This is a genomic window from Clostridium cellulovorans 743B (assembly GCF_000145275.1).
GTDB classification, from domain to species: Bacteria; Bacillota; Clostridia; order Clostridiales; family Clostridiaceae; genus Clostridium_K; species Clostridium_K cellulovorans.
This window is the reverse complement of record NC_014393.1, coordinates 1,626,673-1,643,312: the sequence shown is the minus strand read 5'-3', so window position 1 is coordinate 1,643,312 and position 16,640 is coordinate 1,626,673. Positions and strand designations below refer to the sequence as shown.

The window sequence follows — 16,640 nt, the reverse complement described above, 5'->3', positions numbered from 1 at the left end:
AGCTATGACTTTAGTCATAGTTCTTTTATTACCCCATTTTTTTCTATTATGTGAGCTACTTCCTCAGCAACAATAGTTCCTAAAATTTTCTCAAGTGCTTCAGCCTTAAGTACATTATAATTTAATATCACACATTTGCTTCTGTCTATGCTTTTAATAACTTCATCAATTATTTCTCCCAATTCAACTGCTCTATTAAGCGCATTTTTCACATCTTTTTTCTTAGATAAAGCTATTTTATTAAAATCGTCAGCGCCTCCTATAAGCAATCTATATGAATTAGTAAGCTTAAAAAGCATATCTGATTGATTATTAAGATCATAGTACCAACTTTCAATAAACTGCCTACAATGGAACTCTCTATTTCCAATTATATCTCCCACTATGTTCACCCAAGTAATTACTATCTATATATTTATATTAATTATTATCGGTTTCATTCATACCTTTTGTATTAGTGAAAAATTTAAAACCAAAATATCAAAATGTAGAAACTAACATTTCAATTATTAACCCCTTAAAAACTCCACTTTAAACTAGTGATTATATAATAAACTCCTCCCAAAACTGAAAGGAGTTTAAATATTATCTTTTCTTTTTGCATTTCTTACATTTCTTCTTCGCCGATTTAGGTTTATGCAAAAATTCATTAGTCATCATTTTCTTTATATATATTGAATCAATTGAATTTAGCTTTTTATCATAATGCTTCTTTAATTTAATTATATCAACACCAGGTTTATCTTTTATGATAATAACATTTTTATCATCCTTTTTATCGGTTATGATAATTTTCTGATTCTGATCTGGTGTTATATTTACTATTTTCACCTTATTACGAACCTTTCGCTTCGATTCTTCATCATTCTCTTTAGTTTCTCTTACTATTTCTTTTTTTACATCTTTTAATATATCAAGCTTTTCATTTTCAAGGATTTCATCTTTTTCTTTTGTATAATCTATATTATCAAAAATATCAAACATTCCATCAGTTATACTAGATTTTTTTTCGTCATTATGAGGCTTTTCCTCATAAGTATCATACATCTCATTAATCATATTAAGTTTTTTGTCATCAACATAAGACATTTCATTATTCATAAAAGGCTCATCCTCATAGATATCAAAATCTTTATCATTCATATGAATCTTTTTATCATCACCATCAGGTTTTTCTTCATGATTATCATATAAAAGATCAATAATATCTATCTCATTTTCCTTTTCCTTGTATTCCATTTTTGCTTTATTAAAGTTTTCTAGTCCGTCCATAAAGTTGCATTTTGCGCCCATAAGTAGATACTGGCCTGTTTTCATATCATAGGTCAAATCACAGTTCTCAAATAAATTGTCTTGCTCCATTCTATATGGCTCTGGAATATCTATATACTCCTCATTATAATTCTTTCTTTCTTCTTTAGAAACTTTTATTTCCTCTTGAGAATTTTCTATATTTTCTTCCTTATTCTCCGATTTTTCAGCATCGCCACAAGAATTATTTATAGGTTCTTCTTCAAGTCTAAAGGGATAGTTCTGTGGATACATTATATGCATAACTACACCCCCTACTTAAAGTCTTCGCTATATCGCTTAAAATAACCTTGAGGAAGACCACATAGTGGACAACGTCTTGGTGCCTCTTTTCCTACATGAATATATCCGCAATTCATACATTGCCATTTTATACTTGTTTGATTCTTAAAAAGTCTTCCACTATCTAACAACTCTTTAATAGCTTTAAATCTCTTCTCATGATGTTCTTCTGTTTCAGCTAACTCACTAAATAAATTTTCCAACTCTTCAAAGCCTTCTTCTTTAGCTTCTTTCGCATATTTGACATATATGCTCTCACTTTCTTCCTTTTCACCTTCAATGGCATATTTTAGGTTTTCGCTAGTGGTTCTTATAAGCTTTAACGCCTCAAAAGTTTCTCTAGCATGAGCTAATTCATTTCTTCCTGTAGACTCAAAGATAGATGCTATATATTCATATCCTTCCTTTCTAGCTTTTTCTGCAAATAGCATATATGCAACACTCGCTCTTGATTCGCCAGCGAAAGTCTTTAAAACATTAATCTCCGTTTTGCTTCCCTGTAATTTCACAGTTAACCCTCCGTGATATTTTTACACTATCAGCTTATTCCATATTCTTTTTTTTGGTTACACATAGTTTTTAAGAAATGCCAACTCCACTGGTTTTATCAAAACAAATATAATACCACGGTGTATCCTTTAATGAATCTAGAATAAAATACTAATTTTAGATAAAAAACTGCTTAACAGGTACTTTCCCATTAAGCAGCTTCTATATAAATATTTATATCAAGAACCAAATAGCCTTATCACATCTTAATTATCTTAACTTCACCAGGCCCAAATCCTAATTTGAGATTCCATCTATCATCAAACTCATATATGTACCTACTCAATTCGTTTGGTGAGTATAATAAATATGCTTCCCTTGAAGCATTATATGATTCTCGTCTAATTCCATCTAAATCAAAATATAAATCCCTGTAATTAGACATATCTGCATTAGCTAGAACTAAAATTAAATTATCTCGCTGACATCTTCTTTTCCCATTAATTATCCACCCTAGTGCAATTGCAGGACTAGACCAATCTCCGCAACTCACGGGAAAGAAATTATCAAGATTTGTAAAGGTATCCTTATACTCTTCTCTAATCTTTGAAATGTTAGATAGGATTCCTGGCATCTCCCATCTATCTTTATTATTCCAATGCAATTGATATTTATCGAAAAATGCAAGCTTTCCATAATATTTATCGTTTATATCCAATCTATATCTTTCCTCTGATGTTGCATCGAGTCCAGTGTTCATTGGCTGAGTTTCATAAAGCTCGAGACCTGAATTTATAAAAGGTATTCCATTAGGCATAAAGTGGTTTAACATTGTGGCACACTTAACTAAGTTTTTTCCACCATATCTAGCCGCAAGCCTAGAAGAATCTGCTATTTCTCCAGCAGCAAATACAGGACAAACTAAATTCCTAGAATCATATATGAATCCATGAATTTTATGTTCCTGCCATCTTGGCTCCTTATAAAATCCATCACCAATTATCATATTATATCCCATTTTCTTTGCTGCTGCTGCACCTAAATCCACAAGTTCCTCTGCTATAAATGAAAAATCCTTATCAATAGCTCTAGGCATTCTCATTATCATCTCTACAAGGTCCTGTGGCAATGCATGCCCCATATCTATTCTAGCCCCATCAATACCAAAATTTCTTTGATAGTAAGGGATTATGTCTGCTAAAACACTCCATAAAGCTTCATTAGGCTCATTTCCCTGAAATAAATTACACTTAATAGTGTCATTTAATATATATGGCGGCTGATTTATATCTTTCATATACCTTTTGCTCGCCGTAGGTGTGTCTAAATATAACCTTAAATATGTAACATCCTCCCAAGGAGCCTGTGGATCATTTATACAATCAGAAAAAGCAGGTGCTGTAGTAATTCCCATATACTCTTCGATTAAATCAAGAACGTTTAATCGGGGATTTACTGCACACATTGTTTGAATTTCTCTCCATTTAACAGCATCATATTTATCAGGAGATACTGTAAACTTCTTAAGCAAGGATTTAACATTTTCTGATTGATACATTAATGGTAAAAGTTCCTCTGAAGGTTTAACATTCTGTCCAATACTTTCTACCCTTGGTGGTCCATACTCTGAAACCTCCTCAAGATTAATCCAGTAAAACCAATATGGATGAGTTAAAATCAAATTGTTATCCCTAGAACAAGTTCTCGGAATTATATCAATCATAACTCTTATATCCAAAATATGGCAACCTTCAATAAAAGCTGAAAACTCATCCTCTACAGTCATCTCGTCCCCAGTCATAGGATCTTTCAATTCTTCATCTAAAGCAAAAAAATCCTTAACAGCGTAAGGTGAGCCCAGTTCTCCTTTTTTATACTTATAGCTATGTTGGGATATTGGCAATAAATACAAAGCAGTAATCCCCATTTTTTTTAACAACGGAAGAAGTGCGATACTCTTTACAAACGTCCCAGTTTCCTTAAAACCATTTGCACTATAGTCTGAGAGATACCCGTCTAAATCATGGTCCCAAGAGGTAGACGTCCTTATCTGCATAGAATATATTATGCTGGATTTTATCCAGTCTCCTCCAATTACTCCAACACTTCCATTAACTGTAGCCACATTTTTTGATAATGATTTTGAATAATCTATGCTGCTCTTTCTCGACTTCAGAATATATTTTTCTATACATTCCGAATAAAAATCATATGGGTTAACAAATAAAACTCCATCTTCTCTGCAATTACTTTCCTTGGATGAATAATCAAAACAATTCCATAGATCTGGTACTGCATAGCTAATACCCTCTCCAATTTTTGACTTTTTCTTCAAAATATTCATGAGTTTTATTAGTTTACTCTCTTTACCCATAAATAAGTTCCCCCCTTATAGTGTAAATGTGAAACTAATCTTCATAATATTATAACCCAAAAAAAGTAATTTGTGTAGTAAATTTTACCTTTTATTGTAATAATTACATTCATATTTCAAATTGCAAACCTCACACTCTGGCTTTCTTGCTTTACAAATTCTGCGTCCATGCCAAATTAAGTAATGATGTGAGTCGCTCCATTTTTCTTTAGGAATTGCCTCCATTAGCTGTTCTTCAACCTTTTCTGGAGTTTTCCCCTCTGCAATACCTATACGATTTGCCACTCTAAAAACATGAGTATCTACCGCTATTGCAGGTATTCCAAAAACATTTGAAGCTACTACATTGGCAGTCTTCTTTCCCACCCCTGGTAGTGTTGTAAGCTCTTCAATAGATTTTGGTACCTGTCCATTATATTTTTCTATCAATATCCTACTTGTAGCCAATATATTTTTAGCTTTACTTTTATACAATCCGCAGGATTTTATTTTTTCTTGCAATTCTTCCTCACTTAAAGTTACCATTTGCTCTGGTGTATAATAATTTTCAAATAAATCCTCAGTAATTATATTCACCCTAACATCAGTAGATTGTGCTGACATCATAGTAGCTATTAACAATTCATAAGCACTGTGAAAATTCAACTCACACTTAGCGTTTGGATACATCTCACTTAGTTTATCTATAACTATTTTTGACTTTTCTTTATCCATATCCTTATATGCTATATTCTCCACGGTACTCTTCTGGTAAAAGTTCAGCGATTTTAGTCATTGCTTCCTCCACAACAGCTTCTTCATATTGCTTCTTATCTTCCTCAGCAGCTCTTGGTCTTAAAGTAAATGGTTCTCCAATTTTTATATGTATATCTGTTCTATTTACTTTTTCCTTTTCCATACCATTATCATTTATGGGCATGAATTTTTCTGTCCCCCACATACCAATAGGAACTATAGTTGCTTTTGTAAGCTTAGCAATAAGATATAATCCCTTCTTCGCTTTAATCATCTTACCATTTCTGCTCCTAGTACCTTCTGGGAATATCACAATATTCCCTCCTTTTTTGGCAATAGAAACTATATTTGATAACCCTACCTTATCAGCAGTGTCTGGCTTTATAGGAGTTGTCTTTACAGCTAGTATGCCCAACTTAGTAAAATTATTCTGAGACAATTTAACCCCAGCCACAAAAGTAGGATCATAGGGTTCTAACACACCACTTAAAACTGGTCCATCAGCATTACTTAAATGATTACATATAAAAATTATAGGTCCGCTTACGTTTTTCGCAGTGTCTATACCTTCAACCTTTATATTTGCTTTGTTTAATATAAAATTCTTTAACATAAACCTTGCAACTTTTTCTCCGACACTTTTCGGTAACATTGTAACTATTTTTCCTATAATATCTTTAACCAAAATGACTCCCCCTTAAATTAAATGCAAAAGCTTATATACATTAAAATAAGGACTAATAAACCAAATAACAAGATTACATCCTGCATAGATGATTTTTATCCATTAATTAATGTCTAAATTTAATTATAGTTTATACCTGTTCAAAAGTCTATTATAGTACTCTTTAACGTAGTCAGAAGTAATTTTTTCATAATCTACCTCTTCACCATTTCCTTGAGAAAATAATGCTATAAGTGCATTTCTTTGGAGTATATTTTTTCCTCTCCATCCGCAAGAGGTTTTGATATACTTATCCTTAAATATTTTTTTATCTATATGTGCAATTTCTTTCACATCTACATGTTCCATAAACTCATAGGGATTAAGCTCTTTTAAATTAGCTTCTTCAGTATACTGGTTAAATTCACAAACCCGCTGGCAAGTATCACAACCAAAAAGCCTTCCTTTCAATGACTCCATTTCTTCATCAGTTAAATCTTTCTTTTGAGTCAAGTAAGATAAGCACTTATTGGAATCATTATATTCTTCACCAATAGCTTTTACCGGACATGCTTTTATACATAAATTGCACTCTCCGCATTTACTTTCTATCTTTGCATCAGGATCAATTAATGCATCAGTAATTATTTCTCCTAAAAAAACATAAGAGCCATACTTTTCGGTTATAAGCATATTATTTTTGCCTATAAATCCAACTCCAGCTTCTGCTGCGATATATCTTTCAGGCAAACTATTACTATCCACTAAAGCCACTGCATCATAACCAAAACTCTTTATAAATTCACAAATCCTCTGAAGATAAGTATACGCTACCTTGTGGTAATCTTTACCCCTAGTGTATCTAGAGAAATATACCTTATCTTCAAAGGATTCTTTATATTTATAAGGAAATGCAACAGTTATAATTGTTTTTGCTTCATGCAAATATAAAAAAGGATTTATTTTCTTTTCAATATCTGATTCTTCAAAACTATTAAAAACTCCTAGTTCTTTTCGTCTTTCATAAAATGGCCTTAACTCATGAAAGATTCTTGCTCTCATAAATCCCACTGTATTTAGTCCAAGACTTTTACAAAAGTGTTTTATTTCTTCCTTTATATCCATTTTTATAAACAATTATCCTTTTAAGAATAACTCCTTTCTCTAAAAGCAACTCTTTTTTGTTATATCCTCAAACTTAATTACGTCTCCTTTTGGTGGCTCCTTGGGTAATATCACCTTAGCTGGGATTCCTACTGCTGTTGCACCTGCTTGAATGCTTTTTAAAACTACAGCATTAGCTCCAATTTTTGCATTATCACCAATAACAATATTCCCAAGAACTTTAGCCCCAGTTCCTATTATCACATTATTTCCCACCGTAGGGTGTCTTTTACCTTTATCTTTTCCTGTTCCACCTAGCGTAACTCCATGATATAAAAGAACATTATCCCCAACTTCTGCCGTTTCACCAATAACAACACCCATACCGTGATCAATAACTAAACCTTTACCAATTTTTGCTCCTGGGTGTATTTCTATCCCTGTAAAGAATCTCGAAAGTTGTGATATCAATCTAGCTAAGAAAAATATCCTCTTTTTATAGAGTACATGAGCTATTCTATATGCGATCATAGCATGAATACATGGGTATAAAAAGAAAACCTCAAGTTTACTATTTGCTGCTGGATCTTGTTCCATAACTCTTTTTATATCATATCTTATATTTTTAAACACTAATGCAACCTCCTCCACACCTTTAGATAATCCTTACTAAAATAGTAGGATATCTTATATTATAATTTATAATTACACTTTGTCAATAACTATAACTATAAAAATCCTTATCTAAAGGTATTTTATGCTACTTAAATATTTTTCGTGTATTACCTTGGAAATACTCATCTAAAAGATCATGAATAACTACTATACCACATAACTTATTCTTTTTATCCACTACTGGCACCGCAAACAAGTTATATTTTACTATTGCTTCAAAGGCATTTTCCCTAAGATCTTCATCAGAAACCGTTATTATATTAGTATCCATAATATCACGAAGTGTACTGTTCTTATCATCCTGTAATAACTGAATCAACCTCACAGAACCTTCAATAATTCCATCTTCATCGATTATATAGATATAATAAGCAACCTCTTCATCGATCTCCATTTCTTTTAATATTTCTAAGGTTTCATTTACAGTAACATTTATATTGAAAGAAATAAAATCTTTATTCATTATACTTCCTACAGTGGTCTCACTGTATTTCATTAAATTTCTGATTTCTTCAGCATCTTCTTTTTCCATACTGATTAATATTTTCTCAGCTGTAGCATCATCTACTTCATCTAAAATATCAGCAATCTCATCATTAGGCATATTCTCTAAAACATCAGTGGTTCTACTTTCGCTTAGATGCTCTAAAATTTCAGCTTGAACCCCTGGCTCGATTTCCTCTAAAGTTTCTGCTGCTAAATCGTCATCTAGGTTTTCAAAAATCTTATTTCTGTATTCAATATCCATGCTTTCAATTATATCTGCAAGGTCTGCTGGATGAAGTTTTGATATCTTTTTATATGGAACATTCAATTTTATACTTCTATTTTGAACCATATCAATAGATTCTAGATTATCCCATAAAATCAACTCTGTGTCAGTTTTATGTTTGAAAATCTTAGATATCATCTTAAACATTTTATAAACTTTATATTTTCTTAGAACACCATTTATACCTGCATCTACTGCAACAATTCTTATATCTCCAGCCATCTCTGCAAGCCTTACATCATTTACTCTGACTAACTTTTTTCCATTAATATCTACTATAGAACGATCTAAAAGATGCCTCGATAAAAGATACGAATATGTTGTAGGTAATATATCTCTTGCACCTTTTACTGATACATATATATTTTTGTTTTTATCTCTTTTAAAATCTATAGCTTTGAACTCGTAATTAAGTATTTCTCCATCTTTTTTTACTTTGTATCCAATAATCTTTGGATATCCCTCTTCTGTCATAACATACATGTCGTATAGTCTTCCAATACAATCTCCATATTCATCGAACACATTGGTGTTTCGAACCTTACTCCAAAAGAAGTTGTATAATTTCTCCATAAACATTCCTCCCTAGTAAAGCTTTCTTAACTATAAAAACAAATCTTTTATTTCCTCGTAACTCATGGAGGATAAAACATTGTTACTATTTAAATCTTCATCTAAAACATTCTTTATTACTTCAGTTTTCTTTCTCTGCAGTTTTTCAATTTTCTCTTCGATAGTTCCTTTTGAAATCAACTTAATAACCTCTACAGTATTTTTTTGTCCTATTCTATGAGCTCTATCAGTGGCTTGATTCTCCACTGAAGGATTCCACCACGGATCAAAATGTATTACCACATCAGCTCCAGTTAAATTAAGCCCTGTACCTCCAGCCTTTAGGGATATTAAGAAAACTTGGGAATCATCATTATTAAATTCATCAACAATTTTTAGTCTTTCTTGACTTTTTGTTGAACCATCTAAATATTTATATGTTATCTTATTTTTAGTCAAAAGCTTCTCTATATTTTTAAGCACCGAAGTAAACTGTGAAAACAGCAATACTTTATGATTTCCTGCTAAAACCTCCGCAAGTACTTCAGAAAGTGCTTCATATTTTCCACTTCCACCTTTATAGTCGTCTAAAAATGAAGCTGGATCACAGCATATTTGTCTAAGTCTTGTAAGGGCAGCTAAAATTTTTATCTTGCTATTGTTAAAGCCCTTCTCCTTAACTTCATCATCAAGTTCTCCTTGTATATGCTTAACATAAGCAAAATACAACTTTTTTTGTTCCTTTGTCATATCTACATATAACCTTTTTTCAATCTTTTCTGGAAGTTCTTTTATAACTTCAGACTTTAATCTTCTTAAGATAAATGGTTTTATTTTCTTATTCAAATTATCTAGCGCTTTGTTATCTCCATTTTTAATTATTGGTACTTCATAAAGCTCACTAAACCTTCTATGTGAAAAAATGTATCCTGGCATAACAAAATCAAATATTGACCATAATTCTGTTAAGGAGTTTTCTATTGGTGTTCCTGTAAGTGCAAAACGAATCTTTGCTTTTATATCTTTAACAGCTTTAGTTGTAAGTGTATCTCTATTTTTTATCTTCTGAGCTTCGTCAATTATCATATATTCAAAAGAAATGTCCTCATAAATCTCCATATCCTTTGTTAAGGTAGGATATGAAGTTATTATAACATCATAATAATCCATTTCCTTAATAGCTTCTAACCTAGATTTTTTATCTCCTGCTATAACAATAGCTTTAAGTTCAGGACAAAACCTTATAATTTCCTGTTCCCAATTATATATAAGAGAAGTAGGAGCAACTACCAAAGATTTGCCCTTCTCCTTTTCTGATGCAAGAAATGCAATGCTTTGAAGTGTTTTTCCTAGCCCCATTTCATCAGCTAAAATTCCGCCCATGCCATAAACTGCTAAAGTTTTAAACCACCTAAAACCAACCTTTTGATATTCTCTCATTATTTTTTCTAATGAAGTTGGAATTTCAAAATCTAGTTCATTAACTTCCTTTATATTTTTTATAATCTTATTTACTGCCTCATCCTTGGAATAACTCTTTATTCCACTAGTATTCATAGTTTCATTTACATATAATATGTTGTTTTTAGCTACAACCATATTTCCATTACTTAATAACTTATTCCCACCTACATTATCGATGAAGTCTGGCAGCGCTGAAAGTTCCTTGTTATCTAAAATAATTATAGCTCCATCCTTAAGCTTATAATACCTTTTCTTTTCCCTTAGCGCTTCAAATACCCCTTTTAATTCTTTCTTGTCCACTTCTGGAATATCAAAAGATATTTCAAGTAGATCTTCATTATTAATACGTACAGAGCTTTTTATAGATGAAATCTTATGAATTTTCATGTTTTTAAAAGCATCAGAATAAAACACCTGTCCTTCATTTTTTATTCCCTCAATGCCTTCCTCAACAAACTTAATTATAGATTCTTCATCATCTAAAAGAAATCCTTGGCTATTTCCCTTAAAACCCAAAGCTTCTAACCTATTTATAATACTTTTCTCCTGTTTCAAATCTCTATAGACAATGAAATCTGATTCATAAAGCTTTAATGGATTTATCTTTTCAACCCCATAATTAAAGACTATATTAACAACTATAGTTCCTCCAACTTTATCTAAGTAAATCTCTTTTGTTAACTCTTCCTTAATTATTCTATCTTTAATTTCACCTGTAATATTAACTTCTATATTATTATCTAATCGAGGTATCATTACTTTTAATAAACTTTCACCTTGATCCTTTTTAACCCTAAGCTTATTATTACTGCTCTTGGGAATATAATCTAGAGCGCCTAAAATTAAAGCTTGTTCTTTGTTTGGTATATATATTTTATCGTTATACAAATATATAGTCTTTTCTTTATCTAGTGCTATTGGATCGTCACTTTTAGAAATGGCTATTTCTTCATTACTTTCGTTAATATCAATTTTAATAGGAAGATTTTCTGAAACAACTTTCACTGGATAATTCGTTTCCTGGCCAATAAATGAAAAATTTATAACTTTTCCAGTTAGAGCTTTTAACATTTTTATAAGCATACTGTTAGATGCTATTAATCTTTTATCTGTACCTTGGAATTTTCTACTATAGAACATCATCGCCTCGATATCTGCTTTAATTTCTGCATATTCAAGAATAATATCTATTATTTTTAAATCTGCATCTTGGAATCGTTGCTTATTCATATCTAAAATAAAGCTACTTCCATATCCCAAAGGTTTCTTATTTTTTATAGCTTTTGCAAAATCAATAATATTTTTTACTACATAGGTTCTATCTGTTCCTACTTTAAATTCAAAATAACCTTTATTGTCTGTTTTATGTTTTTTTAAGGTTATATCAAATTTTAGAGGAACTTTACTTATGTTACTAGTGTTATTATCAAGAAATCTAAACATATCGTTTACTACTTGAACTTCTTGTTTTAACTTTATCTTTTTCTCTAATTTTTCTTGATGACCATCATAAATGTATTTTAGCAACACTGCAACAATATGTTTGCAACATCTACTACTTCCATATGCTTCTTTGTAAGCAGGGCAATCACAGCTATAGTTTATACCACCAGAGTATATTCCAAAATTCACTTCTATCTCATAGGTAGTAGCAAACTTATCACTCTCTACGACAGCTGAAATTTCACCTATATCTTCTTGAAATTTATTTTTAAAAATTCCAAAATCAAAAAATATTATTAAATCCTTTGAATAGTAGTTTTTACCTTTCTCAAAGGCTCCTCTTTGTGCAATCTCTTGTATAAACTCTTCATTAATTCTCAAAGTAAACACCTCGGTCTAAAGAATTCCAACTTAAAACAAAAATTTATCATAAATAACTCTCTCATACTTAATAATGTTTTTTAAAATAAACTTATGAAATACTTAAACTATCAAAATTTTCAATAATCCAAATTTAAAATCTATATATGTATACATTAAATATTAACATAAATTGTAGTGAATAAACCACCTTTTGCTGAGAATAATAAAATTAAGTTTTTAGGCGAATAGGCATTGAAGATACTCTTCGTTTGTCCATTCCACTTTTTTATATTATCAAAGAACCTATTGATTCCAAAATTTCGCCAACATTTCTTGCATTTAAGGAAGTTCAAATTCTTATATAAAAAAAGCCTTATAAGGCGCACGATAATCGCCTTATAAGACCTTTGAATCAACTTAAATATACTAATCTAACGAGAACTAGTATACCTTTGTGCAGCTGTCTACATATTTAGGATTCTTTCCAATAGTAAGACCATTAAATTGCTCTTTAATCTTCCAGTATATAGGTCCTACTTTTCCATCACCTACTGGTTTTCTGTCTACACTAACAACTGGTGTTATCTCCATAGCAGTCCCACTAAAGAACACTTCGTCAGCACAATATAATTCAGTTCTTGACACCCTTCTTTCAACAACTTCTATGCCTGCATTCTTAGCAAGTTCAATTACTAATGCTCTAGTAATACCTTCAAGTAAAGATTCTGATGCAGCTGGAGTAATAACCTTACCATCTCTAACAAGGAAAATATTCTCTCCTGGACCTTCTGATACATAACCTTCACTAGTTAAGAAAATAGCTTCATCAAAGCCATTTTGTACTGCTTCTAAGTTAGCTAAAGCAGAATTTAAATAAGCAGCAGTAGTCTTAGCTCTTGGTGGGATCATATTATCATGGACTCTTGTCCAAGATGATACCATAGTATCAAGAGTTTCCTTTCCTGCATAGCTGTTTAATTCCATAGCATATATAACAAGTCTATCACAAGAATTATCAACTAAGCTTGGTGAAAGTTTGTTTGAATCTTTATATCCTAATGGTCTCAAATATACGTTGCATTTAAAGTTATTTCTTTTAACTAATTCAACTGTAGCATCGCATAATTCATCTAAAGTATATGGAAGCTGAATATTTAAAGTTTTACAAGATTGTAAAAATCTCTTATAATGTTCTCTAAGTTTAAATATATATACTTGATCCTCTTCCTTATTATAATAACCTCTTATACCTTCAAAACAACCTAATCCATAGTTAAAGGCTTTACTTCTTACACTTATATTTATGTCATTTTCATCAACGAATTTTCCTTCATAAAAAGCAATTGTACTCATTTATTTTCCTCCTATCCATTTTTTCATCTTCGTAAAGTTAAAGAAGAACTCCCTAAGGAGTACTAACTCTAAAGAAGTAAATACTCCTAAGCAGTTAAGACTCTTAAGAAATTAAATCCCTTAGACATTGTAATTCCTTTTGGAGTTAAGACTCCTTAGGGAGCAAGGGCTCCATAGAGTTAAAAAGTGTTTTTTCTAATATTTAAAAACATTAGAATTTTTATTGGCCAATACACGAAAAGAATGAAATATTCAATCCTCTACCGTCATTAGTAATTTCCAATCTTTATTCTTTTATACACTATAGAAAAGGTGCTGCCTAGTCGGCAGCTCCTTATGTAGTAATTACTCTATCTTTCCTACAACTGGGAAAGTCATTTTTGATCTAAGTTCAGCTCCAACTTTTTCTATTTGGTGTTCACTTTCAATTCTTCTTGTTGAACTGAAGTTTGGTCTTCCAACATAGTTCTCAGTTAACCAGTTTCTTGCAAAAACACCTTCTTGGATTTCTTTAAGAACTTGTTTCATTTCTTTCTTAGTTTCATCTGTTATTATTCTCTTACCAGTGCAGTAATCGCCATATTCAGCAGTATCACTGATTGAGTATCTCATTGTTGACATTCCGCCTTGGAATATTAAGTCAACGATTAATTTCATTTCGTGGCAGCATTCGAAGTAAGCCATTTCTGGAGCATATCCAGCTTCAACTAAAGTTTCAAAACCAGCTTTGATAAGAGCGCTAACTCCACCACAAAGAACTGCTTGTTCTCCGAATAAGTCTGTTTCAGTTTCTTCTTTAAATGAAGTTTCGAACACACCAGCTCTAGCTCCACCGATTCCTTTAGCATATGCTAAAGCGATGTCTTTTGCTTTTCCTGTAGCATCTTGGTGTATAGCTATTAAGCATGGAACTCCTGATCCTTCAGTGTATTGTCTTCTAACCATGTGACCAGGTCCTTTTGGAGCAACCATAAATACGTCAACATCAGCTGGAGGATTTATTTGTTGGAAATGTATGTTGAATCCATGAGCAAATACTAAAGCTTTACCTTCTGTTAAGTATGGTGCTATTGATTCATCATAAACAAATTTTTGTCTTTCATCTGGTAATAATATCATTATAACTTGAGCAGCTTTAACAGCATCAGCTACAACAGCAACTTTTAAACCTGCTTTTTCAGCTCTTTCCCATGATTTACTGCCTTCATATAAACCAACAACAACGTCAACTCCACTTTCATGAAGGTTTAACGCGTGAGCATGTCCTTGGCTACCATAACCTATAACTGCTACTGTCTTTCCACTTAATAATTCTAAATTTGCATCCTTTTCGTAATATAACTTTGCCATTTTATTGGCCTCCTTTTATATATAGTTTTTTTATTCGCATATTAATTGATCTATTGGTGCTCCTGGTGCTACCATTGGTAGTACCTTTCTTTCTGCTTCTATTAAACAATCGACAACAACTGGTACATCGCTGTTTAAAGCCTCTTTTAAGACATCAACAACTTCTTCTTTTGAAGTTATTCTTAATCCTTTAGCACTATAAGCTTCTGCTAATTTAACAAAATCAGTTTTCTTTTCTATGATACTATGAGAATATCTTTCCTCATAGAAGAATTGCTGCCATTGATGAACCATTCCTAAGGCATGGTTATTCATAACTAATATTACAACTGGCAAATCAGCTGATACTGCTGTAGCAAGTTCATTACAATTCATCATAAAGCTACCATCGCCTGAAACACAAACTACCTTTTTATCTGGCTTAGCTGCCTTTGCACCGATAGCTGCTCCAAGACCGAATCCCATAGTACCCAGACCTCCAGAAGTTACAAAGGTTCTTGGATTATAAAATTTATAATATTGTGCTATCCACATTTGGTGTTGCCCAACATCTGTTGCAATGATAGCATCACCTTCAGTAAGTTCATTTAACTTTTCTATTACATAATGTGGAGTAATAGCATCTGAATTTTCATATTGAGGAATGGAAAGTTTCTGTAATTCCTCAACTTTTTTCAACCACTCATCGCAACACTTTGGTGTAACTTTTGGTATTAATCTTTTTAATACCTCTTTTAAATCACCAATGATATAAGAATCTACGTTGATATTCTTGTTAATCTCCGCGATATCTATATCAATGTGGATAATTTTAGCGTTGGCAATATGTGCTTCATTACTTATAACTCTATCACTAAATCTAGCTCCTATCGCTATAAATAAATCACATTTTGTTGCAGATAAATTTGAAGCCTTTGTTCCATGCATACCTATCATACCAGTATGAAGTCTATGGTTTGCTGGAAAACCTCCTAATGCCATTAATGAAGATGAAACTGGAGAATTGATTTTTTCTGCAAATTCTATAATTTCTTCTGAAGCCCCAGAAGAAATTATTCCTCCACCTACATATATTAATGGTCTTTCAGCCTCATTTATAAGTTTTACTGCTTTTTCTATTGCTTGTTCAGTTATATATTTATCGCTTACTTCTACGGTTTTAGGTTCTTTTCTCTCATAACTATCTTTTTGAGCTGTAACATCCTTAGGTATATCCACAAGAACTGGTCCTGGACGTCCTTCTCTAGCTATATGAAAAGCCTCTCTAATGATGTTAGGCAATTCCTTTACATCTCTAACCATAAAATTATGCTTTGTTATTGGCATCGTAATTCCAGTTATATCTACCTCTTGGAAACTATCTCTTCCTATCAAAGGTCTAGTTACATTACCTGTTATAGCAACCATAGGTATTGAATCCATATAAGCTGTTGCTATCCCTGTAACCAAATTTGTTGCACCAGGACCAGAGGTAGCAAGACATACTCCAACCTTACCAGTGGCTCTTGCATAACCATCAGCAGCATGAGCAGCACCCTGTTCATGACTTACTAATATGTGGTTTATATCCTCTTGATATTTGTAAAGTGCATCATAGATATTTAAAACAGCTCCACCTGGAAACCCGAAAATAGTATCTACGCCTTGTTCTTTTAAACATTCTACTAAAATTTCTGCCCCATTTAGAATCATTTACTCACCCCAATTAT

Annotated in this window: 13 protein-coding genes; all 13 read right to left on the bottom strand. The window is 31.8% G+C overall.

What is annotated here, in order from left to right; translation table 11 throughout:
- Nucleotides 1–14 precede the first annotated feature (14 nt).
- Nucleotides 15–383 (bottom strand): hypothetical protein, encoded by a 369-nt coding sequence (locus CLOCEL_RS06660; protein WP_010076047.1) that lies wholly within the window; start codon nucleotides 381–383, stop codon nucleotides 15–17.
- A gap of 202 nt (nucleotides 384–585) precedes the next feature.
- Nucleotides 586–1,554 carry a hypothetical protein gene (locus tag CLOCEL_RS06655; protein WP_010076048.1) on the bottom strand — a complete coding sequence of 323 codons (969 nt, stop codon included), beginning with the start codon at nucleotides 1,552–1,554 and terminating at the stop codon, nucleotides 586–588.
- Between the two features lie 11 nt (nucleotides 1,555–1,565).
- A complete protein-coding gene (locus tag CLOCEL_RS06650; RefSeq protein ID WP_010076049.1) occupies nucleotides 1,566–2,102 on the bottom strand; it encodes a rubrerythrin family protein in 537 nt (178 codons plus the stop codon).
- Between the two features lie 239 nt (nucleotides 2,103–2,341).
- Nucleotides 2,342–4,456: an alpha-amylase family protein gene (locus tag CLOCEL_RS06645; protein WP_010076050.1), complete on the bottom strand. Its 2,115-nt coding sequence runs from the start codon at nucleotides 4,454–4,456 to the stop codon at nucleotides 2,342–2,344.
- An 84-nt stretch (nucleotides 4,457–4,540) separates the two neighbouring features.
- Entirely contained in the window at nucleotides 4,541–5,170 is a 630-nt protein-coding gene (gene nth, locus CLOCEL_RS06640; RefSeq protein ID WP_029169252.1) for an endonuclease III, read from the bottom strand.
- Between the two features lie 4 nt (nucleotides 5,171–5,174).
- Nucleotides 5,175–5,876, bottom strand: a complete 702-nt coding sequence (locus CLOCEL_RS06635; RefSeq protein ID WP_010076052.1) for a lysophospholipid acyltransferase family protein — start codon at nucleotides 5,874–5,876, stop codon at nucleotides 5,175–5,177.
- Between the two features lie 123 nt (nucleotides 5,877–5,999).
- Entirely contained in the window at nucleotides 6,000–6,980 is a 981-nt protein-coding gene (queG, locus tag CLOCEL_RS06630; protein WP_013291663.1) for a tRNA epoxyqueuosine(34) reductase QueG, read from the bottom strand.
- A 39-nt stretch (nucleotides 6,981–7,019) separates the two neighbouring features.
- Nucleotides 7,020–7,592: a serine O-acetyltransferase EpsC gene (gene epsC / locus CLOCEL_RS06625; protein WP_010076054.1), complete on the bottom strand. Its 573-nt coding sequence runs from the start codon at nucleotides 7,590–7,592 to the stop codon at nucleotides 7,020–7,022.
- A gap of 127 nt (nucleotides 7,593–7,719) precedes the next feature.
- Entirely contained in the window at nucleotides 7,720–8,979 is a 1,260-nt protein-coding gene (locus tag CLOCEL_RS06620; protein ID WP_010076055.1) for a magnesium transporter, read from the bottom strand.
- A gap of 30 nt (nucleotides 8,980–9,009) precedes the next feature.
- Nucleotides 9,010–12,255: a DEAD/DEAH box helicase gene (locus CLOCEL_RS06615; protein WP_242655231.1), complete on the bottom strand. Its 3,246-nt coding sequence runs from the start codon at nucleotides 12,253–12,255 to the stop codon at nucleotides 9,010–9,012.
- Nucleotides 12,256–12,669: 414 nt separating this feature from the next.
- Complete coding sequence (locus CLOCEL_RS06610; RefSeq protein ID WP_010076057.1) at nucleotides 12,670–13,581, bottom strand: branched-chain amino acid transaminase; 912 nt, start codon at nucleotides 13,579–13,581, stop codon at nucleotides 12,670–12,672.
- Nucleotides 13,582–13,926: 345 nt separating this feature from the next.
- On the bottom strand, nucleotides 13,927–14,931 hold the full coding sequence (ilvC, locus tag CLOCEL_RS06605) for a ketol-acid reductoisomerase (RefSeq protein WP_010076058.1): 1,005 nt from the start codon (nucleotides 14,929–14,931) through the stop codon (nucleotides 13,927–13,929).
- 30 nt (nucleotides 14,932–14,961) lie between these two features.
- Nucleotides 14,962–16,623 carry a biosynthetic-type acetolactate synthase large subunit gene (gene ilvB, locus CLOCEL_RS06600; RefSeq protein WP_010076059.1) on the bottom strand — a complete coding sequence of 554 codons (1,662 nt, stop codon included), beginning with the start codon at nucleotides 16,621–16,623 and terminating at the stop codon, nucleotides 14,962–14,964.
- Nucleotides 16,624–16,640: the final 17 nt, after the last annotated feature.